Genomic DNA, 23,320 nt, shown 5'->3' with positions numbered 1-23,320 from the left:
TCGACAACGTCCAGTGCTCCTGGGTCAAACTCGGCGACGAGGGCACCGCCGAAGTCCTCCAAGGCGGCGCCAACGACCTCGGCGGCACCCTCATGGAAGAAACCATCAGCCGCATGGCCGGCTCCGAGCACGGCTCCGCCCGAACGGCCGTGGAACTGCACGCCACGGCGGCGTTGGCCGGACGTCCGGCCCGCCAACGCACCACGACCTACGGCCGAGTGGATCACCCGGCCTCGGCGATCGGCGGCGCGCCCGACGGCAACACCGCAAGTCGGAAGATGCCGGTGTGACCGTCACCGAACACGATCGGCGGAGGCCGAAAGCGGAACGGTTCCGGGCGGCCCCCTCGTCGGGGGCGCCGAGGGGAACGCGGGGGAGAACCATGACCAGTACGACCACACCGGAGACCGGTCGGGCGCGCAACGAGGAAGTCAGGGTGCGGGAGGTGCTCGACGGCATCGTGCGCGCGTGGGCGGGCAAGGACGCCGACGCGTTCGCCGACGCCTACACCAAGAACGCCAGGATGATCCTGTCGGACAACCGGTTCCTGCGGGGCCGCGAGGTGATCCGGGACGCGGTGACCGAGCAGTTCGCCACGGCGCAGCGGGGGACCACGCTGGTGCAGGACGTGGTGGACCTGCGGTTCCTGCAACCGGGCGTCGCGCTGGTGATCACCGAGGGCGGCGACCTCTCGCCCGACGACGCCGAGTCGGCGGCGGGGTCCGTCCGCGCCACCTGGGTGCTGGCCAACGGCCTGGACGGCTGGCGGATCGCCGCCTACCAGAACACCCCGATCCCGGACGAGACACGGCCCGGTGGCTGACCGGGGGAGGCGCGGCGCGGTGGACCTCGTGGTCCCGGTGAAGGGCTTGGCGCGGGCGAAGACCAGGTTGGCCGACGTGGCCGCGGACCCCGTCGCGCGCGCGGCCCTGGCGCTCGCGTTCGCCCTGGACACCCTGACCGCGGTCACGGCCGCGGCGGGGGTGCGGCGGGTGCTGGTGGTCACGTCCGATCCCGCCGTGGTGGAGGAAGTGGCCGCGCTGGGCGTCGAGTCCACGCCCGACCCGGGCGAGGGGTTGAACGCGGCGGTCCGCGCAGGGGCCGGGGTGCTGCGGCGCCGCGACCCGGCCGCGGCGGTCGGCGTGCTGCACGCCGACCTCCCGGCGCTGCGACCCGCCGAGCTGTCCTCGGCCATCGCGAGCGCGGACGGGCGCCGTGCCTTCTGCGCCGACCGCCAGGGCACCGGGACGACGCTGCTGATCGCCGCGCCCGGCACCGACCTGAACCCCAGGCTGGGCGTCGGATCGGCCCAGGCGCACGAGGTCGGCGGCGCGGTGTCGCTGACCGGTGACTGGCCCTCGCTGCGGTGCGACGTCGACACGGGGGAGGACCTGAGCATCGCGACCGCACTCGGTTTGGGCCCGCACAGCGCGACCCTGGTCGTGGCCGACCGCTGAGGTGACCGCCTCGCTGCCCCGTGACGGTGACTCGCGACCGGTGGGGCGGCGGGGTACGGTCGTCGTCCCGACCGCGGACGTAGGGGGCTGGGCGATGCTCGCGCAGGTTCGGACCGAGGCGTTCACCGCGATCGACCACCGCGACGGGGCGCACGCCGGCCCGGAGAGCGCCTGATGCTGCCGGTCGACGACCTCGGCGAGCCGGTCCCGCTGCCCGGCCCGCCCACCCGCGTGGTCAGCCTGGTGCCGTCGCTCACGGAGGCCGTCGTCACCGGGGCCGTCGACCCCGCCGTCCTCATCGGGGCCACGGACTACTGCACGCACCCACCCGACCTCGACGTCACCCGGGTGGGCGGCTCGAAGTACCCGGACGTGGACCGGGTGCTCGCGCTGCGGCCGGACCTCGTGCTGGCCAACAGCGAGGAGAACCGGCCCGAGGACGTGGAACGGCTGCGTGCCGACGGCATCCCGGTGTGGGTCACGGCCGCGCCCGCCACCGTCCCCGCCGCGCTGGGCTCGCTGCGCCGCCTGCTCGGCACCGCGTGGGACGTGGAGCCGGACTGGCTGGTCGAGGCGGAGCGGTCGTGGCGCGAGGTGACGCCGCCGTGGACGCGGGCCGTGGTCCCGGTGTGGCGCAAGCCGTGGGTGGTGCTCGGCCGCGACACGTTCGCCGGCGACGTCCTGCTCCGCCTGGGCGTCGTCAACGCCTTCGCCGACCACCCCGAGCGCTACCCGCGCCCCGAGCTGCGCGACCTGCAGGACGCCGAGCTGGTCGTGCTGCCCGACGAGCCGTACCTGTTCACCCCCGACGACGGCCCGCAGTTCTTCCCCGGCCTGCGCCCCGTGCACGTCTCGGGCCGCTACCTGACCTGGTACGGCCCGTCGCTGGTGGCGGCGCGCGCGTCGTTGGAGGCGGCGCTCAGGCCCTGAAGGGCCGAGCGTCCGAGGCTACGGGCACACGGGCCCGTGCCAGGCCGCCTCCGGCAGCGCGCCGGGTTCCACCTCGGCCGGTCCGTTGCGCGCCAACCGGCACAGCTCGGCCACCCACGGCGGCTCCTCCGCCACCACCTCGACCGACGACGCGTCCTGGCCGAACCACGCGGGCACGCCCCAGAACCGGTTGCGCTGCCACCGCTTGGTGAGCAGCCCGGGTCCGGTGAAGTCGGGTGACAGCTCGACCAGCACCTCGTCGGCGTCGGCGCCGAACCGGAGGCCGACGACGTTGAACCGCTGGTCCGGCAAGGGCAGCCGGTCCACCCGCGCCCGCGCGTCCAGGTCCCACACCTCGACGCCCTGCCCCCAGTAGAGCGCCAGGTACCGGCCGCCGGGGTCGATCGCGGGCCGCGCGAAGTTGCCGTCCGCGAAGTCCAGGCTGCCGGGCGCGATGTCGGCGTCGGACAGGTAGGCGCCGTCCGCGAGCCGGTACCGCCGCCAGCGCTCCTCGGAACCGGGCACCTCGGCCATCAGCTCGTCGCGCACGGGGTTGTGCACCAGGCTGAAGTCCGACCCGTCGAACACGTTCCCGTCGAGCCGGTAGGGCCCGGCGACCTGTCGGCGGTCCGGCAGGTCCCACACGCTCACCGTGTCGTTGTGCACGACCAGCGCGCGCCGGTAATCCAGGAACCGCACGGCGGTTGTCGCGGTGGAGGACGAGGCGGACAGGGACGGCGCGGTGAACTCGCCCAGCGGCGCCAGGTCCGGCAGCCGCCACACCCGCACGGTCGGGTCGCCGGCCACCGACGTGGTCAGCACCCGGTGGTCCGGTGAGGCGGCCAGCCAGACCCCCGAGCCCGTCCGGTCCGCCGACCGCGCGGGCACGACGGCAGGCCGTGCCGCGATGAGCTCGCCCGTGCGGGTGTCCCACACCTCGACCTCGTCGGAACTGGACACTTGGACCCGGTGCCCCGGGATCGGCAGCACCGGGCCCGAGAGGTACGGGTACTGGTCGTAGTGCTGCGACCGCTCCCACCCGGTCATCGGCGGCAGCCGCAGCACCAGCGCGGAACCGGAGCCGGTGAGCACCACCCGGTGCCCACCGTCCCGGTCGGACAGCAGCCGGACGGGCCGGAAGCCCGCGGGCACCTCGGCGTGCCGCGTCGGCTCGCCGTCGCGGAGCACCGTGACGCCCTGGTCGCCGGACACCGCGAGCCACCGCCGGTCACCGCCGAACACCACCTCGTGCTCGCAGTCCGGCGTGGTCTGCGCGGCGTGCAGCGCGCCGGTGAGCACGCCACGCGCGCGCCACTGCCCGTCGCACTCCAGGTACACCGGCTCGGACACACCCACGTCGGCCACCCGCGCGCCGGCGGGCACGGCGAGCGGACGTGACCCGGCCGGCGACAACGCCGTGGTCACCGCACCGGTCACGACCACCAGCTCGCCGGTGTCCAGCACGGCGATGGGTCGCGGGTGGTCGCTCAGCCCGGCGAACCCCGGGTCGCCCGGCGAGACGGCGAACCGCCCGTCGACGGACACCGGGTCGGCGCCGGCGAGGTCGACCACCCGGTAGTCGGAGCTCGGCGGGTCGGCCAGGATGAACGCGGCCAGCCACCTCCCGGTCGGGTCGGCCACCAGCCGGTTGCCGAACCCCTCGATCCGCCGGGTGACCTCCCCGGTCCGCGCGTCCCACACGACCGTCTGCGGACCGGCGCGTGCGACCACGAAGTCGTCGCCGAGCCAGGTCGGCTCGTACGCGCCCAGCTCGTCGGACTCGCGCAGCCCGACCGGCACGGCGGGCACCCGGGTGACGTCCCACGAGGTCAGCCGCCGGTCCTCGGTGATCGTGACGATGCGCGTGCCGGCGCGGTTGACGTGCTTGGCGTCGGACACGCCGTCCAGGAGCAGTTCGGCGTGCCGCAACCCGGTGTACGCGGTGTGCAAGGCGTTCCGCGTCGCCATCGAGTCGTGCGTGCGGTAGGCGCGCAAGGCCAGCAGCAACCCGTTCCGGTCGCCGCTGTAGGCGCCGCGCCGCAGCAACGTGTCGGCCGCGCCGACCGCGCGGTCATCGGCGTCGGCGGCACGGGTGCGGACCACGATCACGCCCACCGCCACGAGCATCAGCACCACCAGCTCGACCACCGCGACCCGCCAGAAGACCCGCCGGACCGAGGCCCGCCGCCCGGCGGCGACGAACTCCCGTTGCGCCGGCTGGAAGTCCGGCTCGCGGTCGCGCAGCTCGTGTCGTGCCCGCCGCAGCGCGCTGCCCCTGGGCAGCAACGCCCGTTCCCGCGTCCGCGACCACCTGGTGACGTCGCGGTCCAGCTCGTCCTGCCACGCCCGGAAGTCGCGGTCCTCCTCGGCCCACGTCCGCAGCCGGTCCCACCGCCGGATCAGCGTCTCGTGCGCCAGCTCCACGGTCCGGCCGTCGCTGGTGGCCAACCGGGTGGCCGCGAGCGCCTTGGCCGACGACGTGTCGTCCAGGTCGTCCAGCCGCAGCACGCGCCGCACGAACCGGTCCGGCTCGACCGGGCTCACCAACTGCACCAGCAGCCGCCGCACGTCCTCCTCGGGGCCGATCGTGCGCCAGACGCGTTCGGCGTAGTCCGCGACCGCGCCCGGCACGCCGCCCAGCGCCTGGTACGCGTCGTGGGTGAGCACGCCGCGCTCCTGCTGCTCCCACAACAAGGTGAGGGTGAACTGGAGCAGCGGCAACGGGTTGCGCTCGTGCGCCACGTCGTCCAGCAGCACCCGCACCAGCCCTTCCTGGTACACGGGCATCCCGACGCGGTCCAGCGGCCGTTCGACCATCTCGCGCAGGTCGTCGTCGGAGGTGGTGACCAGGACCAGGTGCTCGGCGAGCACGCCGAGCCGCCGGTCCGACAGCAAGGCGTCCAACGCCCGCGTGCCGACGGTGAGCGCCACGTGCCGCCGAGGCCCGCGCAGGGCGAGCAGCGCGGCGAGCAGGTCCGGGGCCTCGGCCGGGAACCGCGCCAGCGCCTCGTCCACCTGGTCGGCGACCAGCAGCACCCGCTCGTGGCCGTGGCGGCCCGACCACCGGTCGACCGCGTCGGCCAAGCCCTCGGGGGTCAGCTCCTCGACGTCGAGCGCGGCGGCCGCCGCCTGCCAGGGCGTGCTGCCGGAGGCGGGCCGGAACACGACCGAGCCCGGCCGCCGGGGTACCACACCGGCCAGCACCAGCGACGACTTGCCCGCGCCCGACTGGCCGGTGACGACCGCGAGCCCGGCGCCGTCCAGCCGCGCCAGCACGTCGTCCACCAGTCGGTCGCGGCCGAAGAACCACTCCGCGTCGCCCGGCTGGAACGCGTCCAAGCCCCGGAACGGCGACGGTCCCGGTCGGGCCAGTTCCGGCAGGCTCTCGTGCAACGCGGCGGCGCCGAGGGCATAGGCGGTGCGGCGCTCCGGGCGGCTCTCCACCTCGACGGTCATGCCGATCACCGCGCCGGTGTCGACGTCGATGACCGGGCCGCCGCTGAAGCCCCGGCTCATCGGCAGGCCGTGCTCCCGGTCGTCCTCCACCTGGAGCTTGCCCTGGGCGTTGCGGCCGACGACCGTGCCGGTCGACCACACGCCGTCGGGCCTCCGGTGGGGCACGCCGAACGCCCGCACCCGCCGTCCCCGCACGTCGGGCAGGTCGACCAGGCTCACCGGCCGCACGTCCGGCGGCCGCGCGGCCGGCCGGAGCCCCGCCACGTCCCGCTCGACGTCGACGTGCACCACCTCCGCCACCACCCGGTCGGGCCCGACCAGCGGGAAGTCGACCTCCATCCCGGGGCCGACGACGTGCGCGCAGGTGAGCACGAGGTCCGGCGCGACCAGGAACCCGGCGCCGACAGGCGTGCCGTCGCGGAAGACGCGGGCGGTGAAGCGGTCCATCAGCCGCGGAACCGGTCGGTCGCCGCGAGCAGCGCGCGCAGGATGCCCGGCTCGTCGAACGCGTGCCCGGCGTCCGGCACCACCACCAGCTCCGACCCCGGCCACGCCCGGTGCAGGTCCCAGGCCGTCACGGCGGGCGTGGCCAGGTCGTAGCGGCCCTGCACGATCACGCCCGGGATGCCCGCGAGCTTCCCCGCGTCACGCAGCAGCTGCCCCTCCTCCAACCACCCGCCGTGCCGGAAGTAGTGGTTCTCGATCCGCGCGAACGCCAGCGCGTAGCGGGGCTGCGCGAACGTCTCCACCAACTCCGGCCGGGGCAGCAGCGTGACCGTCGACCCCTCCCACACGCTCCACGCCACGGCCGCCGGTTCGCGCACGGCCGGGTCCGGGTCGTCCAGCAGCCGCCCGTAGGTCTCGATCACGTCGGCGCCCTCGGGCACGCGCGACACGACCTGCTCCCACGGCTCCGGGAACAGGAACCCCGCGCCGCCGCCGTAGTACCAGTCGAGTTCCTTGCGCCGCAACGTGAAGATGCCCCGCAGCACCAGCTCGGTCACCCGGTCCGGGTGCGTCTGCGCGTACGCCAGCGCCAGCGTCGACCCCCACGACCCGCCGAACACCTGCCACCGGTCGACGCCGAGGTGCTCGCGGACCTTCTCCAGGTCGGCCACGAGGTGCCACGTGGTGTTGTCCGACAGGTCCGTGCCGTGCTCGGACGCGTGCGGCAGGGACCGGCCGCAGCCGCGCTGGTCGATCAGCACGATCCGGTACGCGGCCGGGTCGAACAGCCGTCGGTGCACGGGCGCGCAGCCGCCGCCGGGCCCGCCGTGCAGGAACACCACGGGCTTGCCGTAGGGGTTGCCGCACACCTCCCAGTAGACGCGGTTGCCGTCGCCGACGTCGAGCAGGCCCTGGTCGTACGGTTCGATCTCGGGGTACATGGGCCCCACTCTGCCCGAGGGCGCCGCGGTGTGGATCACCCGGTGATGTCCACGTCGCCGGTCAGCGACGCGCTCTGCAGCACGTGCCCGGTCAGCGTGCCGCCCTCGGTGATGGTGACCGTGTTGACGGTGTTGTTGACGATCTCCCGCGCCTGCTGGTCGAACGACGCGGTGTGGTAGTCGGCCTCGCGCAGCAGCTCCGACACGGCCAGCGTGACGCGGGTGCGCAGCAGGTGCAGGTAGCGGTCCACGTCGGCCTGCTGGAAGTAGCTGTGCAGCTCGACGTCGGCCGCCATCTCGCGCAACGTCACCAGCGAGCCGTACTTGTCGCCGCCCGCGTGGGAGCCGGGCCGCGGGTGGGTCGCCAGCCGCACGACGCGCGACAGCGTGCTCGCGGGCAGCAGCACGAGGTCCTTGAGGGCACGGCGCACCGGCACCCACGCCGACACCGGTTCTGCGTCCACGGACTTGAGCCCGGCGTGGATCGGCCGCAGCACGCACGGCGTCCACTCCAGGTACAGGGTGGAGTCGTCCATCGCCACGTGCACGAACACGGACAGCACGACGTCGCGGTCCCACGTCTCCAGCGAGAACCGGCGGTAGAAGCGCGACCACTCCAACGGGTTGTCGCGCACCTCGTCGGCGTGCGCCCTGCTCACGTGCGTGTACGGCGGCTCGTCCGGCCGGTGCAGGTAGTGCGCCGAGACCGGGTCGGGCAGGTGGTCGACCAGGCCCTGCGCGGTGACGATCACGTAGTCGTCCACCGCGAGGGCGCCCAGCCTGGCGCTCGGCGCGAGCGGCGCCGCGGCACGCAGGTCGGCGACCTTGCTCGTGATGCCGTCCAGGAGCGTCGCCGTGCTGAGGGCGACGTCGGTGGCCGGCGCGTCGTGCCTGCGTTCCAACGGCACCGCGACCGTCCACGGCCCGTGGATCTCGCCCGCGCCCACGAAGGGCTTGTACCCCCGGTGCACCAGCAGCGGAACCCGTCCGTCCTCTTCGGACGCGCCCGGCGCGAGGCGCACGGCGTCGCGGTGGCGTTCGTCGATGCGCTCGGCGAGCCGCGGCGCCAGGCGCAGCAGGGCCCGGTCGACGGGGGCCGGCGGTCCACCGGGACGCCGGCGGCCGAAGCGCAGCGTCGCGTGGTGGGCGATGACGGCCCGGTTGGCCAGCAGCACGAGCAGCGCCACCGCGACCAGCACGTGGCCGGCCACGCCGTCGAGCGCGGCTTGGAGCGTGGCCTCGAACGCGTCTTGGAGGAGGTCGATCAAGTCCAACGGGCTGAACAGGTTGGCCGCGGCCAGCAACCGCCCCCCGCCGAGCACCTCGATCACCACCAGCACGGAGAGCACGACGGTGAGCGTGGACACGGCGAGCCGGATCGGGCGGATGGGCAGCGCGGTGTGCCGCCGGGCGCGGGCCGCGCCCCACAGCCGGACGAGCTTCGGCCCGCTCAGCACCAACGCCGTCGTGATCCACAGCACGGCCAGCGGCAGGGCGAAGTACAGCGCCGCGCCGAGCAGCGCGAGCACGAGCACGTCGACCACGTTCGTGCGCAACCGGGCGGCGAGCGCCTCGGTGAGCACGGCCGGGGTGTCCACGCCGCGCGCGGGCACGGCCGCGCGGGTCGGCTCCACCAGCAGTTCCCGCAGGGCCGCGTCGGCGAAGTCCCGGCTGAGGTGGGCGGCGGCGCACAGGTGGCGCGTGCTCTCGTCGCGGGGCTCGGCGGGCCACGCTGACCCCGGATCGGCCACGGCCATCGTCGGTGCGCTCCTCACTGGGGCCGGCTGTGCTCGATCATCACGTCCAGCAGTCGGGTGGCCTCGGCCCGGCGGTGCGGCGGTGCCTGCACCAGCACGACGTACTCGATGCCGCCCGCGCGCCAGTAGTGCGCGCGGGACCAGCGGCTGCCGCCCTGCGCCGTCCGGTGCTCGAACTCCCACTCCACGGCCGCGAACGACCCGTGCCGAGCCCGGACCAGGGCCAGTTGCCGGTAGCCCTCCCGGGTGGACGACGTGGTGGCGGCGGCGCGGGTGATCGACTCGAACAGGTCGCCGGCGCCCTCCGGTGGCGCGCCGCCGTACCGCACCTCGACCTCGGGGTCCAGCGGGTCGCGCGAGCTGTACGAACCGACGCGGGTGGTCAGCTCCGTGAACGAGTAGGGCACGACCGTCAGCAGGCCGCCGGGCCCGCTGGTGCCGACGAACTCGACGGGGATCTCGTCGGCCGAGGTGCGCGTCGTCGTGCGCCAGGAGGTCGAGCCGCCCGGCACCGGGAGGTCCGACGCGGTGCCCGGCGGCTCGGCGACCGCGGCGGGAGGGCTCTCCCGGAACAGCGGCGGAACGTGGATCACTCCCAACCCGAGGCCGAGGCTCGCCGCGAGGCACGACCCCGCGATCGCGGCGGCGTAACCGAGCGATCCCGGTTTCCCGGACACCCGCGTCCGTTCCGGTGCCGTCTTTTTCGGCGGCGCCTCGTCATCGCGGTTCTCGGCTATCTTCGCGTCGAGCGGATCGCTCATCGGAATCGTCTCCCCCGAACACCGGAGGCCGACGTGGAGCACCCGATCGCCGCCGCGGTCGCCGAGAAGTGGGTAGCGGTCGCCGAGGCCGACCAGGAGCCCGAGGCCGACCAGGAGCCCGGCGCCGTCGACCGGCTCGCCGCGCGACTGCTCGCGGTCGCGGACGCGTGCCGGTCGGTCCTGCGCGACGGGCAACCGGAGATCACCAGCGCCGCCCAGTTCGAGGAGTGCGCGAAGGTCGCCGACCGCCTGCGCGACCTGGAGCCGGTCGACCCCGCCCTCGCCCGACGGGCTCGCGAGCTGGTCGAGCAGGTGGATGCGGGCGGTGCCGCCCACTGGCAGGACCCGGTGCGCACGGTGGTGGTCAGCGGCGCGGCCATGCTGTTCGCGTTCGGCGGCGCGGCGCTCGGCGGTGAGGCGGGGAACGTGACGACGGTGGTCGTGACGGCCGTCCTGGGCAGCGCGACGCTGTTCGCCGCCATCCTCGCCGCGCGGCGGCCGGTGTGGCGGGCGAACGCCGAGGTGATCATGCCGATGGTGCGCCGGCACGGGTTGTGAGCGCCGGCCGGCGGCCCCGCGTCGCTGGACACCATGGCGGACCGCCCCGTGCCGAACCCGAGTGGTGCATTCCGCCGTGATCGTGGCACAGGCGTTCCGGGCGCGGCCCGCACAAATCGTAGCCCGCGGCGTTCGAGAACAGCGGCTGGGCAATCTTCGCGGCCGGTTATTCCGCCTCGCCGCGCATCTACCGGAACCGGGTGGGAAAACACGTGGTCGCCGCGCCGGCCGGCGCCCCCCCGGCGCCCCCCCTCCCGAGAGCAGTGGCAGGTGTGCGCGGGGCCGGGGCACTGGGCGCCCCACCCCCCCCACCCGGTGGTCAACCCCGGGGGCCCCCCCCCCCCCCCCCCCCCCCCCCCCCCCCACGATCACGAGATCAGTGGAAGGTGTGCTCGGGGCCGGGGAACTGGTGGCCCTTCACCTCGGCCGCGAACTGCTCCGCCGCCGACTTCATCACGCCCGCCACGTCGGCGTACCGCTTCACGAACCGCGGCGCGCGCCCGCGGCGCAGGCCCATCATGTCCTGCCAGACGAGCACCTGCGCGTCGGTGTCCGGTCCCGCGCCGATGCCGACGGTCGGGATCGCCAGGTCGTGCGTGATCTGCTTGGCGACCTCGCTGGTCACCATCTCCAGCACCACCGCGAACGCGCCCGCGGCCTCGACGGCGTGCGCGTCCTCGACCACCGAGTCGAAGGCGTCGTTGCGGCCCTGCACCCGGTAGCCGCCGAGCTGGTGCTCGCTCTGCGGGGTGAACCCGATGTGCGCCATGACCGGGATGCCCGCCCGCACGATGGCCTCGATGTGCGGTGCGAAGTGCTTCCCGCCTTCGAGCTTCACCGCGTGCGCGCGGCCTTCCTTCATGAACCGCACGGCCGTCGCCACGGCCTGCTCGACCGACACCTGGTAGGAGCCGAACGGCAGGTCGGCCACGACCAGCGACCGCTTCACCGACCGCGTCACGCCCCGGACCAGCGGGATCAGCTCGTCCACGGTCACCGGCAGCGACGTGTCGTAGCCGTAGACGTTGTTGGACGCGGAGTCGCCGACCAGCAGCACCGGGATGCCCGCCTCGTCGAAGAGCTCCGCGGTGTACATGTCGTAGGCGGTGAGCATGGGCCACGGCTCGCCGCGTTCCTTCAGCTCCCGCAGGTGGTGGATGCGCACCTTCTTCGTGGTGGGGGCGCTGCCCGCCCCGTTGCCGTAAGGCGCGGTTACCTCTGCTGAGGTCATCGTCGACCGTCCTCCCTCGGGGCCGGCTTCGTCGCTGGTCCCCGGGACCTTGTTGCACGGTTACGCGACCAGCGTGACACCCGCACCGGGGTAATTGCGCGGAGTGCGAGACGCTTCACATGGTCGGTCCACCACATCGCGCACGACGCCGGACGGGAGTACCGTGCCCCCTCCGCCACGCCCTCCCGCTCACCCGCCGCGCAACGCCGTGAGCACCGCCAACGCCACCGCGTCCGGCCGGTCGACCGGCACCATGTGCCGACTGCCCGGCACCCGCACGGCACGCCCGGTCGGGGTCGACGCGGCCAGCGCCACGTGCGCCGCGCACTCCCGCCGACCCGCCGTGAGCACGGTGAACGGCACCGGCGGCAACGGCCGGAACGCCCGCAGGCGCTCCACCGCGGCCACCTGCGCCGGGTAGGACGCCAACTCCTCCAGCACGGCCCGCGTCACCGACGGCCGCCCGTACACCGACCCCAGTGCCGCCGGCGCGGCCGGATCACGCCGCCCGAGCGTGGACCAGCGCATCACCCACCGCCGCAGCCGCACCCCCTGAGCTGCCACGACCGGGTCCAAACCCGCCCGCAGCACCCACCGCGCCACCACCGCCGACAGGTCGAACGGCCGACCGCCGCCCGGCGCCTCCGGATCGGGGTCCACCAGGACCAGCCCGCGCACCCGACCCGGCCGCAGCCGCGCCCACGCCTCCACGTGCAGCGCGGCCATCGAGTGCCCCACCAGCACCGCCGACGGCTCACCGGCCAGCACCGCGTCCAGCACGGCCACCTCGCGGGCCAGCGTCGCGGGCGCCAGCGCGGGCCCGGACAACCCCGTGCCCGGCCGGTCGAACACCAGCACGCGGGCGTCGGCCAGCAACGCCACCACCGCGTCCCAGTCGAACCAGGCGCCGCCCAGGGCAGCGCTCAACACCACCACCGGCCCGTCGACACGCCCGGATGACCGCAGGTGCACGCGACCCGCGAGTGAGGCGACCATGGTGGGCAACCGGATCCCCCCTTGGAGCGTGTCGTGGCGGTGGCCAGGTGGAAGTGGCGGACGGCGGGAGTGGTCGCGACCGTCGTCCAGGTGGCGGCGGCGGCGTCGCTCCTGCTGTTCCTGATCGACGAGGAGTCCGACCTCGCCAGGGGCATTCTCCGGGTCTCGTACCTGCTGGGCCTACCCGTCGAGGCGAACCTCTTCATCGCCCTCGTGCTGGTGGTGCTCGGCGCGGCGCTGCGCAGGCGCAAGAGAGCCGCGCTGTGGGCGTTGCTGCTGTTCCAGGTGCTCAACGCGGGCGTCGTGCTGCTGCTCATCATCCGCTACTGGATCGACCCGGGACCGTTCCTCGGCGCCGACGAGCCGCCGGACCGGTGGGGGGTGACCGTCGACCTCGGCAGCTTCGTCGTCGTCACGGTCGCGCTCATCGTGCTGCTGCTGGCGGTCAAGGACGCGTTCCCGGCCAAGCTGGCCGCCGGCGCCTGGCAGCGGACGCTGGTCGTCCTCGTCGGCGGGATCCTGGTGCTGTCCCTGGTCGGCTGGGGCCTGGCCGAGCTCTTCCCCGGGCACCTGCACGGCACGTGGCACAAGCTGGGCTGGGCGGCCAACCAGATCACCGGCGAGGTGCTGCCGCAACGCCGCGGCGGCGAGGGCCCGGCGTGGCTGAGCGTCCTGCTGGGGTTCGGCGGGATGCTCGTCGCGATCGCCGCGCTGTACGTGTTCTTCCGCGGCGTGCGGTCGAGCCGGTCCCTGGACGACGCCGAGGAGCTGGCCGTGCGCCGGCTGCTGGCCGCGCACGGCGAGCCGGACTCGCTCGGCTACTTCGCCACCCGCCGCGACAAGAGCGCGGTGTTCGCGCCGAACGGCCGCGCCGCGCTCACCTACCGCGTCCTCGCCGGCACCACGCTGGCCAGCGGCGACCCCGTCGGTGACGAGGAGGCGTGGCCGCAGGCGGTGCAGGAGTGGCTGGCCGAGGCGCGGCGGTACGGCTGGCTGCCCGGCGTGCTCGGCGCGAGCGAACGCGGCGCGCACGTCTACGCGGCGGCGGGCCTGAAGGCGTTGGAGATCGGCGACGAGGCCGTGCTGGACGTGCGCGAGTTCACCCTGACCGGTCCGGAGCGCCGGGCCGTGCGGCAGGCCGTGAGCCGGGTGGAGCGCGCCGGGCACACCGCCCGCGTGCGGCGGCACGCCGACATACCGGCCGACGAGCTGGCCGCCGTCCTCGACCTGGCCGAGCGGTGGCGCGGCGCGGCGACCGAACGCGGGTTCTCCATGGCGCTGGGCAGGCTGGGCGACCCGACCGACGGCCGGTGCGTGATGGTCGAGGCCTACGACGCGCACGGCGAGCTGCGCGGCCTGCTGTCGTTCGTGCCGTGGGGCAGGCGAGGGCTGTCGCTGGACCTGATGCGCCGCGACCGCGCCGCCGAGAACGGCCTGAACGAGTTCATGGTGGCCGAGCTGGTGGCCGCCGCCGCCCGGCTCGGCGTCGAGCGGGTGTCGTTGAACTTCGCCATGTTCCGCGCGGTGTTCGAGGAGGGCGGGCGGATCGGCGCGGGACCGGTGCTGCGGACGTGGCGGGCGGTGCTGAGCCTCGCGTCCCGGTTCTTCCAGCTGGAGTCGCTGTACCGGTCCAACGCCAAGTACGACCCGGAGTGGCTGCCCCGCTACCTGTGCTTCGCCCGCGCCCGCCACCTGCCCCGCGTGAGCATCGCGGCCGGCGTCGCCGAGGGGTTCGTGCCGAGCCTCAGGTCGTTGGTCAAACGAGGGTCCTCGCGCGCGCTGCACCACGAGACCGTCGACACCGGTTTCGCCGAGGCCGTCGCCGAGATCGACGCGATCAAGGTCGAGCCGCGTGAGCCGCGCCGCCCCGAGCAGGTCCGCGTCCGGCTCGCCAAGCTGGACCGGCTGCGTGCCGCCGGCATCGACCCGTACCCGGTGAACTACCCGCGCGAGCACTCCCTGGCCCAGGCGCGGGAACTCCTCGGCGAGACCGTCTCGGTGACCGGCCGGGTCGTGGCGCTGCGCGAGTTCGGCGGCCTGTGCTTCGCCCGCGTCCGCGACTTCACCGGCGAGCTCCAGCTGATGCTCGACGCCGGGCGCGTGGACCTGACGGCGTGGAAGGCGGGCGTCGACCTCGGCGACCACGTCGGCGTGCGCGGCGAGGTGACCTACTCCCGGCGCGGCGAGCTGTCCGTGCTGGCCGACGAGTGGACCGTGACCGCGAAGTGCCTGCACCCGTTGCCGGACAAGCGGAAGGGCCTGTCCGACCCGGAGGCGCGGGTCCGCCGGCGGCACGTGGACCTGGCGGTGAACCCCGACTCGGCGCGGATGCTGCGGCTGCGCAGCGACGTCGTGCGCGGCATCCGCGACTTCCTGCACGGCCGCGACTACCTCGAAGTCGAGACGCCGATGCTCCAGACCGTGCACGGCGGCGCGAACGCCCGGCCGTTCGTCACCCACATCAACGCCTACGACCTGCGCATGTACCTGCGCATCGCGCCCGAGCTGTACCTGAAGCGGCTGTGCGTGGCGGGCGTGGACCGGGTGTTCGAGCTGAACCGCAACTTCCGCAACGAGGGCGCGGACGCCTCGCACAACCCCGAGTTCACCATGCTGGAGGCCTATCAGTCCTACGCCGACTACACGACGATGCTGCACCTCGTGCGCGAACTCGTGCAGCACGCCGCCGTGGTCGCGCACGGCCGCCCGATCGCCCTCCGCGACGGCGCGGAGGTGGACATCTCGGGGGAGTGGCCGGTCATCGGGGTCTACGCGGCCGTCTCGACCGCCCTGTCGACGACCGTCACCCCGGACACCCCGTCGCCCGAGCTGCGCTCACTGCTGGCGGCCCACGGCGTCGAACCGGCCGCCGACGCCGACCACGGCGCGCTGGTGCAGGAGGCGTACGACCGGCTGGTGGAGCCGAACACCGTCGAGCCCACCTTCTACACCGACTTCCCGACCTCGGTGTCGCCCCTGACCCGGCCGCACCGCGCCGATCCCCGCCTGGCCGAGCGCTGGGACCTGGTGGCGTTCGGGGCGGAGATCGGCACGGCCTACTCGGAGCTGACCGACCCGGTCGAGCAGCGCCGCAGGTTGCGGGCGCAGTCGTTGCGGGCGGCCAGCGGCGACGTCGAGGCGATGGAGCTGGACGAGGACTTCCTCGACGCCCTGGAGCACGGGATGCCGCCCACCGGCGGGCTCGGGATGGGCGTGGACCGGGTGCTGATGATGCTGACCGGCACGTCGATCCGGCAGACCGTGCTGTTCCCGTTCGTCAGGCCCGTCTCGTGAGCAGGCCCGCCCGCGCCTGGATCTCCGCGGTGGCGGCGTCGAGTTCGGCCGCGTCGGCGATCGTGGTGTTGCCCTCGTAGGTGACGCCGTCCGGCACGGCGTCGCTGCCGACCGGGTCGGCGTCCCAGAAGTTGCCCCGGTAGACGACGTGCTCCAACGGCGGGTAGACGTGCAGGACCGCCGTGTTGTCGGCGCGGGCGACGACGTTCCCCTCGACCGTCACCCACGTGGCCCCGTAGTCGGTGTAGAGGCCGAAGTTGTACGGCGTGCGGGTGTCCTTGATGACGTTCCCGCTGATCACGGCCCCGTTGTCGGACGGGCCCTGCGCGCCGGACAGGTAGATCCCGCCACCGTCGGCCAGCACGCCCATCGCGTCGGTCACCAGGTTGCGAGTGATGCGGGTGCCGCCGCGCGACGGGTTGGCCACGATGCCGTTGTGCGGCACGTCGTGCACGTGGTTGTGCGCGACCGTGCAGTCCACGGTGTCGTGGAACGTGATGCCGGCCGAGCCGGAGTGGTCCAGCCCGACGTGCGCGACGAGGTTGTCCTCGATCAACGCCTCGCCGGTGCCGGTGAGCGAGATGGCGGACGCGGCGAGGGTGTCGAAGTCGCAGCCGCGCACCACGAGGTCCGCCCCGCCGGTCGCGCCCAGCCCGGTCGCGCCGAGCCGGGTGAACCGACAGCCCTCGAACCGCACACCGGACGTGCCGTCGAGCCGCACGCAGGCGGGGATCTCCTCGTGCTCCTCGGGCACGGTCAGCCACGCGCCCTCGGCCGGCTCCACCCGCCCGATCCGGCCGCCGTCGTAGTAGCCGTTCGAGTGGTAGTGCAGGAAACCGCGGTCGCTGCCCGGCCGCAGCCACGTGGTGTCGGCGAACACCACGCCCCGGAACGCCACGTCCCGCACGCCGGTGGCCCGCACCAGCACCTCCAACGCGGGCACGACCACGTGCGGCTCCTCGTCCGGGCGGGGCAGGTAGTGCAGGACGTGCCGGCCGGGCTGCGAGCGGTCCAGCGCGAACGTGCCCTCGGTCAGGAACGCCGGGTCGTTCTCCACCCGGGTCGGCGCCGGGGGACCGGACATCACCTGGCCGAACCACTCCGAGTTGTAGAGGTCCACGGCCCAGCCGAACCCGGGCTGCGCCATGGTGATCTCGCCGTCCTCGGTGACGGACGCGACCGCCGTGCGCGCCTCCGTCCACGGGTAGACGCCCCGGTGCACGAACTCGACGCCCGACGGGTTGCGCCAGGCCGGCGGCTGGTCGGTGACGTAGCCGGTCGCGGTGCGGCGGACCGCGCCGGGCAGCCCGTCCACGCCCGCGCGCTCGACCCGCCGTCCGTCCACCACGAGGTGGCGGGTGACCAGGTCGCCGACCTCGGCGACCCACACCCCGTCCGGCCCCCGTCGCCCGGAGACCTCCCGCCCGCCGCTGACGACGGCCTCCTCCCGCGCGTCGGTGCCGAAGCCGAACGCCTGGTAGACGACCCCGGAGTCCTCCTCGGTCAGCTCGAACGGCTCGGTCAGCACGTGCGTGCCCGCCCTGAGGTGGACGGTGACGTCACCTCCCGCCTCGCGGGCGGCCCGGCGTGCGCGCTCCAGCGTGCGGAAAGGGTCGTCGGCGGTGCCCGCGGCGGAGTCGTCCCCGGCTGGTGAGACGTGGAAATCGGTCATGAACTGCCCCCAAGCTGTTTATGGCGTAAACACCAAGAGGTATACCATGGAGGCGTGATGGGGAAAGCGGGCGATCCCGACCGTTCGGTCGAGCTGCTGTGGGACGGGCGCGGGGGGCTGAGCCTCGACGCGATCGTGGGCGCGGCGGTCGAGGTGGCCGACGCCGAGGGCCTGACCGGGCTGTCCATGCGCAAGGTCGCCGAGCGGCTCGGCTTCACCACCATGTCGCTGTACCGCCACGTGCCCGGCCGCGACCACCTGGTCGACCTGATGCGCGACGCCGTGCTCGGCGACCCGCCGTCGGCGCGGCGGCGCGGCTGGCGGTCGGACCTGGAGGCGTTCGCGTGGCACAGCTGGGAGCTGCGCAAGCTCCACCCCTGGCTGGCCGAGGTCCCCGGCCGGTCCGTGCCCGGGCCCAACGCGCTGGCCCACTACGAGCACGCGTTGAGCATCCTCGTGGACACCGGGCTCACGCCGGCGGAGGTGGTCGCGGCGGTCGGCTTGGTCGGCCGCCTCGTGGACGCCGAGGCGTCCGCCCTGGTCGAGGCCGCGCGGGCGGAGCGCGGCACGGGGGTGAGCGATGAGGAGTGGTGGGGCGCGCGGGACACGCTGTTCGCCCACTTCGACCGCTACCCGACGTTGACCCGGCTGTGGGAGACCGGCGGCTACGACCAGCCGGACCCGTTCGGGTTCGGCTTGGCCCGGGTGCTCGACGGCATCGAGCTGCTGATCCGCCAGCGTGATGAAAAGCGTGATGAAAGCTGCCAGGTCTGCGGTCGGCCGGTGGCACAACCCGCGTCCGGCCGGCCCCGCTCGTACTGCTCGCGGGCGTGCCAGCAACGCGCCTACCGCAGCCGCCGGTCGACGTGAGCCGCCCACCGACTCCCGTCGACGGGCGGCTCAGCCGTCATCGGACCTGCACGGTCGTCAGACCTGCACCGTCGGCAGCACCACGAGCTGCCGGAGGTTCACCTGCTTGGGGCGGCTGGTCGCGAACCCGACCACGTCGCCGATGTCGGCCGGGTTCAGCGGCGGCACCTGCTCACGCCACTGCGCCAGGTGCGCGTCGACGTCCGGGTTGTCCATGTGGTCGGCCAGTTCGCTGGTGACCAGGCCGGGCTCGACGTTGGTCACCCGCACGCCCTTCGGGCCCAGCTCGGTCCGCAGGTTCGCCGACAGGTGCGTGACGGCGGCCTTGGTCGCGGTGTAGACGGCGTAGTTGGGGAACGTCAGGTGCGCGCCGACCGACGAGATGTTCACCAGGTCGGCGGTGCCGGTCGCGCCGGCCTCGATCAGGTCCTCGGTGAACGCCTTGGTGACGTTCAGCAGGCCCTTGACGTTGGTGTCGATCATCCGGTGCCACTCGTCGTCCCGGCCCTCGGTGAGGGGGTTCGCGAGCATCACACCCGCGTTGTTCACCACCAGGTCGACCCGGCCGAAGGCGGTGTGGATCGTCTCGACGGCGTCGGTGAGGTCACCGGTGACGTCGGCGGCCACGGCGAGCGCCTGCCCGCCCTCGGCGGCGATCTTGTCGGCCAGCTCGGTGAGCCGGTCCGCGCGGCGGGCCAGCAGCGCGACCTTCGCCCCGGACCGGGCGAGGACGAGCGCGATCTCGGCGCCGATGCCGCTCGCGGCACCGGTGACAACGGCAGTGCGGTTGTTCAGGTCGTAGGTCATGGCAACAACATTGGACCTGGTCACCACGGGTACCAGAGGCTCTGGTCAGCCTGTGGGACCGCGTTCCCTAGGTCTGCCAGTACCCAGGCTCGGCACGCGGCAGGCGGCCATACTGGGTGGGTGAACCACGACCTGGGCGAATTCCTCCGCAGCCGCCGGGCTCGCGTCCGCCCGGACGACGTCGGCCTGCCCGGTGGCGGTCGACGGCGCGTGCCGGGCCTGCGCCGCGAGGAGCTGGCGATGCTGGCCGGCGTGAGCGTGGACTACTACATGCGCCTCGAACAGGGCCGCACGCCCGCCGTCTCCGACTCGGTGCTGGACGCCGTCGCCCGCGTGCTGCGCCTGGACGAGACCGAACGCGCCCACCTGCGCAACCTCGTCCGCCCGGCGCCGGCCAAGCGGCCCGCGCCCCAACGCGTCCGACCGGGCCTGCGGCGGTTGCTGGAGATGGCCGTCGACGTGCCCGCGTTCGTGATGGGCCGCCGTTCGGACATCCTCGCCTGGAACCCCCTGGCCGACGCCCTCTACGGCTTCGGCGACCTGCCACCGGAGGACCGCAACTCGGCCAGGCACACGTTCCTGCGCCCGGAATCCCGCACGTTCTACCGCGACTGGCCCACCGTCGCCGCCGACATGGTGGCGTTCCTCAGGCTGGACGCGGGCCGCTACCCGGACGACGCGAGGTTGGCGGCGCTGGTGGGGGAGCTGTCGGTGAAGGACGAGACGTTCCGCAAGCTGTGGGCGCAGCACAAGGTGCAGGAGAAGACCCACGGCACGAAGCTCATGCACCACCCCGTGGTCGGCGACCTCGACCTCGACTACGAGACCCTGCAACCGACCGGCGACCCGGACGTGGTGCTCGCGGTCTACACCGCTCGCGTGGGTTCGCCGACCGAGGAACGCCTCAAGCTCCTCGCGAGCTGGTCCGCAGCCCCTTCAGGAACGCCCTCAGAGCAGCAGGCCTGACCTCCAACACGGGCCCGTCCACGTTCTTGGAGTCCCGCACGGCGTCGAGCCCCGCCCGCAGTTCGACGCACTGTCCGCCGCTGTTGCCGCTGTAGCTGCTCCGCCGCCAGGTCATGCCTCAACGCTATCAAGCAGATCCGTGACCGAGACCGCCAGCAGTTCCTGGAAAACGGCTTCGTAGTGGGAGATCCGACTCTCCTCGTCCACCAGCAGCCCGTCGGTCAACGTCTCCACGTACACCGACTTGGGGCGGTCCCCGCTCGGCGTGAAGATCGCGAAGGGGAAGTAGAGCGCGGCGGTGAGGCCGACCGCGTCCGGGATGATCCGGATCGTCACGTGCGGCAGCCCGGAGACCTCCTTCAGGTGCCTCAACTGGTCGAACCGGGTTTCCGGCGACCCCACCGGCGCACGCAGCACCGACTGCCTGATCACGAGGGTGTACTCCGGCGGATCCAGCTCGGTCAACCGCCTCTGCCGAGCCATCCGGGCCTGCACCAGCTGCTCGACCTCGGCAGGACGCAGTGCCGGGTTCGTGCTGATCACCGCCCGCGCGTAGGCCTCCGTCTGCACCAATCCGTCCAGCAGGTCGGGCCGGTACAGCTCGATCTTCCTCGCCGTCTCCTCGGTGTTGAAGAACTTCCGCAGCCGATCAGGGATGGCCGCGCCCCACGGCGTCTTCGGCCTGCGCCGCCGAGCTTCCTCGCCCAGGTGCAGCAGGTCGGCGCGCTCCTCGTCCTCGACCCCGAAGAGGTCGAGCAGCGCCGCCAGTTCCAGCGGTGCGACCGACGAGTCACCGCGCAGGATCTTGCTGACCTTCGACTCCGAGCAGCCCAAAGTCTCGCGGACCTGGTCCCGCGTGATCCCGCCGCGCCGCATCAATTCCCGCAGCCGCACCGCGAGTCCGAGGCGGTAGTCGGTCGGCTTGATGCTGGTCATGTGCCCTCTCCTCAGCGGTGATCGGGGCCAGTCTGCCGCACTCGGGGCGCTCCCTTGATCACCCGATCAGGCGTCTAGTCAACCTGACCTGTCGACTTTACTTTCTTCTTATGACTGGTGAAGAGCGTGAGATGGTGGCGGAGGAGGCTCCGCGCCTGTTCGCCGTGGTGGAGCGGGTTCCGGAACTGCGTGTGGCCGCTTGGGGCCTGGAGTTCGAGGACGGCGCGCAGGTCGTGTCCGAAGACGGCAGCCTCCGCATGGGCCTGCAAGGTCCGGAGAGCTGCCTGCACCTGTTCAAGGGGTCTGAGCTGCTCTGGATCTGACTCCGACAAAAACTCTTGTCAGGACAAGAGAAGTTGTCGTAGGCTGGCCGCACACCGACGAACAGGAGCAGGCCATGTCCTTCCAGGCGTACCTCGACACCATCGAGCGCAAGACCGGCAAGACGCCGGCCGAGCTGCTGTCCGAGGCGGGCGAGCGCGGGTACGACGCGACCACCAAGGCGGGCGTCGTCCTCCAGTGGCTGAAGGACGACTACGACCTGGGCCGCGGTCACGGCATGGCGCTCTTCCACGTGCTCAAGAACGGCACCGCGATCAGCGACAAGCACGTCGGCAGCACCGGAACCCACCGGGACGACTCCACGACCCTGCGCGTGGACGGCCTCGCCAACCGCTGATCCGCAGGGTGGCTCGGGTCAGGGGTGTCCGGTCGGCGGTATCCGGTCCGAGGGCTCTAGTCGGGGCGGCGCACCACGTGCATCTGGTGCTCGGTCTCGATGTCGTAGAGGTTGCGGATCTCCAGCCCCTGCTTCCGGTGCGTCGCCGAGTCGACCAGCAACGGGGTGAGCCCGGAGTAGATGCCGTACCCGCCGGGCGCCAGCAGGTTCGCGTACATGCGGGCGAAGCGCTGCGGGCTGTCGGCGTCGTCGCCGATCTGGTTGTTGAGCAGGCCGCCCGAGTTGATGACGAAGTCGGCCGCCTTGAGGCCGACGTCGTTCAGCATGGCCCCGGCGTCGTACTCGTAGTCGAACACGTCCCGCACGAGGGCCGACGTCTTGGCGAACGGGTGGGTGCCGGCGAGCGCGGCGAAGCGCTCCTCCGCGACGGCGATGTCGTCCTCGCTGTAGTCGACCACCACGTACCTCACCCGCAGGTCACCCTCGGGGCGCGCCCCGCCCAGCTCCCTGATGATCCGCTCGGCCAGGTCGCCGTTGCCGCCCGCGATGTCCAGGACGGTGATCGCGTCGCGGTCCGGCGGCACCAGGCTGAGCAGGTACTGGGCGATCTTGGGGTGGACCTCGGCGTAGTAGGTCCGGCGGTTGCCGCCCTTGTCGATGCGCCAGTCGGCGGCCTTGCCCTGCCAGTGCGCGTCACCGGCGAGGGTCAACGCCATGTGGCTGGTGTCGTACTCGACCTGGTCGCCCGCGTACAGGCGGCGCTGGCTGACGAGGTTGCCGACGAAGTTCCCGCCGACCTGCCTGTGCGAAGTCCCGTCGGCTAGCACGACCCGCCCGCCGGTCACCGTCTTCTGCGTGAGCTTCGGGTCGAGCACGCCCTCCACCAGCACGACCGGGACACCGCCGAGGTCGAACTCGGAGCCCCTGGTGTCCACCCGCAGGATCTTGTGGTTCGGACCGAGCGAGTCCGACCAGTCGGCCTCCTGCACCGGAGCGAACGCGCTGCCGGCCAGGTTCTGCCGGAGCGAGGCCAGCGCCGCGGGCAGTTGGCCTCCTGGCAGCTGGGGAGGCACGCCACGGCCCTCGGCCACGCGGAACTTGAACAGCTCGGACACCTTCTTGTCCGTGCCGGCGAAGAGGGCGTCGGTGATGGACGGCAGGTTGACCAGCAGCTTGGTGCGCTGCGCGATGACGTTCTCCATGGCCTGCTTGCGCAGCTCCATCAGGTGCGGCTCACCTGGTGCCCCCGCGCCGGTCGGGGCGGGGTTCTTGACCAGGAGCTCGGTGTACTCGCACGTGTAGGAGTAGGCGATCCAGGCCAGCGCGACGTCCGGGTCGTCGTTGGTGCTCCGCGCCTGTGCCTCGACGCCGTCGAACAGCCTGCCGAGGCGGGCGCGCTGCCCGACGTGCGAGACGTTCAGCAGTTCCATGGTCGCGCGGTGCTCGGTCAGCAGCTGGACGTGCACGCCGCGCCGGAGCACGGTGGAAATGCGGTCGAAAACCCCGGCCAGGTTTCCGAGCTGCATGTCGTCGAGTTCGTGCCCTGGTCCGGTCATGATTCG

The 23,320-nt window shown here is 73.2% G+C and carries 20 protein-coding genes and 1 pseudogene; 10 read left to right on the top strand and 11 right to left on the bottom strand.

What is annotated here, in order from left to right:
• From fbiC to LNK82_RS46245, 4 genes and pseudogenes are all read left to right on the top strand, one after another.
• Positions 1–290: pseudogene (fbiC, locus tag LNK82_RS46260) on the top strand (7,8-didemethyl-8-hydroxy-5-deazariboflavin synthase); the annotation flags it as partial.
• 92 nt (positions 291–382) lie between these two features.
• Complete coding sequence (locus LNK82_RS46255) at positions 383–823, top strand: SgcJ/EcaC family oxidoreductase (RefSeq protein WP_230573169.1); 441 nt, start codon at positions 383–385, stop codon at positions 821–823.
• A gap of 19 nt (positions 824–842) precedes the next feature.
• Positions 843–1,457, top strand: a complete 615-nt coding sequence (gene cofC / locus LNK82_RS46250) for a 2-phospho-L-lactate guanylyltransferase (RefSeq protein WP_230573168.1) — start codon at positions 843–845, stop codon at positions 1,455–1,457.
• Between the two features lie 174 nt (positions 1,458–1,631).
• A complete protein-coding gene (locus tag LNK82_RS46245) occupies positions 1,632–2,387 on the top strand; it encodes a helical backbone metal receptor (protein WP_230573167.1) in 756 nt (251 codons plus the stop codon).
• 18 nt (positions 2,388–2,405) lie between these two features.
• Here LNK82_RS46245 and LNK82_RS46240 read toward each other — a convergent pair whose 3' ends face one another.
• From LNK82_RS46240 to LNK82_RS46225, 4 genes are read right to left on the bottom strand one after another with little or no spacing between them, the layout of a single operon-like run.
• Positions 2,406–6,290 carry a serine protease gene (locus LNK82_RS46240; RefSeq protein WP_230573166.1) on the bottom strand — a complete coding sequence of 1,295 codons (3,885 nt, stop codon included), beginning with the start codon at positions 6,288–6,290 and terminating at the stop codon, positions 2,406–2,408.
• On the bottom strand, positions 6,290–7,231 hold the full coding sequence (gene pip, locus LNK82_RS46235) for a prolyl aminopeptidase (protein ID WP_230573165.1): 942 nt from the start codon (positions 7,229–7,231) through the stop codon (positions 6,290–6,292). The genes LNK82_RS46240 and pip overlap by 1 nt, the downstream gene beginning before the upstream one ends.
• Positions 7,232–7,266: 35 nt before the next feature.
• The gene (locus LNK82_RS46230; protein ID WP_230573164.1) at positions 7,267–8,988 is read right to left on the bottom strand and encodes an AbeC-like domain-containing protein; all 1,722 of its coding nucleotides are present in this window, start codon (positions 8,986–8,988) and stop codon (positions 7,267–7,269) included.
• 14 nt (positions 8,989–9,002) lie between these two features.
• The gene (locus LNK82_RS46225) at positions 9,003–9,749 is read right to left on the bottom strand and encodes a serine/threonine kinase C-terminal domain-containing protein (protein WP_230573163.1); all 747 of its coding nucleotides are present in this window, start codon (positions 9,747–9,749) and stop codon (positions 9,003–9,005) included.
• 33 nt (positions 9,750–9,782) lie between these two features.
• Between LNK82_RS46225 and LNK82_RS46220 the strand changes: the two genes are divergently transcribed.
• Entirely contained in the window at positions 9,783–10,307 is a 525-nt protein-coding gene (locus tag LNK82_RS46220) for a hypothetical protein (protein WP_230573162.1), read from the top strand.
• Positions 10,308–10,683: 376 nt separating this feature from the next.
• On the opposite strand, the gene panB is transcribed toward LNK82_RS46220, so the two are convergent.
• The gene (panB, locus tag LNK82_RS46215; protein WP_230573161.1) at positions 10,684–11,538 is read right to left on the bottom strand and encodes a 3-methyl-2-oxobutanoate hydroxymethyltransferase; all 855 of its coding nucleotides are present in this window, start codon (positions 11,536–11,538) and stop codon (positions 10,684–10,686) included.
• Positions 11,539–11,727: 189 nt separating this feature from the next.
• Positions 11,728–12,465 (bottom strand): alpha/beta fold hydrolase, encoded by a 738-nt coding sequence (locus LNK82_RS46210; RefSeq protein WP_230573160.1) that lies wholly within the window; start codon positions 12,463–12,465, stop codon positions 11,728–11,730.
• 102 nt (positions 12,466–12,567) lie between these two features.
• On the opposite strand from LNK82_RS46210, the gene lysX reads away from it, so the two are divergent.
• A complete protein-coding gene (lysX, locus tag LNK82_RS46205) occupies positions 12,568–15,828 on the top strand; it encodes a bifunctional lysylphosphatidylglycerol synthetase/lysine--tRNA ligase LysX (protein WP_230573159.1) in 3,261 nt (1,086 codons plus the stop codon).
• Here lysX and LNK82_RS46200 read toward each other — a convergent pair.
• Positions 15,812–17,500, bottom strand: a complete 1,689-nt coding sequence (locus LNK82_RS46200; protein WP_230573158.1) for a right-handed parallel beta-helix repeat-containing protein — start codon at positions 17,498–17,500, stop codon at positions 15,812–15,814. The two genes, lysX and LNK82_RS46200, sit on opposite strands and share 17 nt — an antisense overlap.
• A 57-nt stretch (positions 17,501–17,557) precedes the next feature.
• Here LNK82_RS46200 and LNK82_RS46195 point away from each other — a divergent pair, with 57 nt between their 5' ends.
• Positions 17,558–18,370 carry a TetR/AcrR family transcriptional regulator gene (locus tag LNK82_RS46195; protein WP_230573172.1) on the top strand — a complete coding sequence of 271 codons (813 nt, stop codon included), beginning with the start codon at positions 17,558–17,560 and terminating at the stop codon, positions 18,368–18,370.
• A 57-nt stretch (positions 18,371–18,427) separates the two neighbouring features.
• On the opposite strand, the gene LNK82_RS46190 is transcribed toward LNK82_RS46195, so the two are convergent.
• Positions 18,428–19,177 carry an SDR family oxidoreductase gene (locus LNK82_RS46190; protein ID WP_230573157.1) on the bottom strand — a complete coding sequence of 250 codons (750 nt, stop codon included), beginning with the start codon at positions 19,175–19,177 and terminating at the stop codon, positions 18,428–18,430.
• A 120-nt stretch (positions 19,178–19,297) separates the two neighbouring features.
• On the opposite strand from LNK82_RS46190, the gene LNK82_RS46185 reads away from it, so the two are divergent.
• The gene (locus LNK82_RS46185; RefSeq protein ID WP_230573156.1) at positions 19,298–20,143 is read left to right on the top strand and encodes a helix-turn-helix transcriptional regulator; all 846 of its coding nucleotides are present in this window, start codon (positions 19,298–19,300) and stop codon (positions 20,141–20,143) included.
• Here the strand turns inward: LNK82_RS46185 and LNK82_RS46180 are convergent.
• On the bottom strand, positions 20,082–20,258 hold the full coding sequence (locus LNK82_RS46180) for a DUF397 domain-containing protein (protein WP_230573155.1): 177 nt from the start codon (positions 20,256–20,258) through the stop codon (positions 20,082–20,084). The genes LNK82_RS46185 and LNK82_RS46180 overlap by 62 nt on opposite strands.
• Positions 20,255–21,079 (bottom strand): helix-turn-helix domain-containing protein, encoded by an 825-nt coding sequence (locus LNK82_RS46175; protein ID WP_230573154.1) that lies wholly within the window; start codon positions 21,077–21,079, stop codon positions 20,255–20,257. The genes LNK82_RS46180 and LNK82_RS46175 overlap by 4 nt, the downstream gene beginning before the upstream one ends.
• Positions 21,080–21,189: 110 nt before the next feature.
• On the opposite strand from LNK82_RS46175, the gene LNK82_RS46170 reads away from it, so the two are divergent.
• Positions 21,190–21,402, top strand: a complete 213-nt coding sequence (locus tag LNK82_RS46170; RefSeq protein ID WP_230573153.1) for a hypothetical protein — start codon at positions 21,190–21,192, stop codon at positions 21,400–21,402.
• A gap of 74 nt (positions 21,403–21,476) precedes the next feature.
• Positions 21,477–21,758 (top strand): DUF4287 domain-containing protein, encoded by a 282-nt coding sequence (locus LNK82_RS46165; RefSeq protein ID WP_230573152.1) that lies wholly within the window; start codon positions 21,477–21,479, stop codon positions 21,756–21,758.
• Between the two features lie 56 nt (positions 21,759–21,814).
• Here LNK82_RS46165 and LNK82_RS46160 read toward each other — a convergent pair whose 3' ends face one another.
• Positions 21,815–23,314, bottom strand: coding sequence for a class I SAM-dependent methyltransferase (locus LNK82_RS46160; RefSeq protein ID WP_230573151.1), 1,500 nt, complete (start codon positions 23,312–23,314; stop codon positions 21,815–21,817).
• Between the last annotated feature and the right edge of the window lie 6 nt (positions 23,315–23,320).

It is taken from the genome of Saccharothrix luteola (assembly GCF_020859565.1).
Lineage (GTDB): Bacteria > Actinomycetota > Actinomycetes > Mycobacteriales > Pseudonocardiaceae > Actinosynnema > Actinosynnema luteola.
Note: the sequence above shows the minus strand (reverse complement) of the source record. Positions and strands in the feature narration are given on the sequence as shown.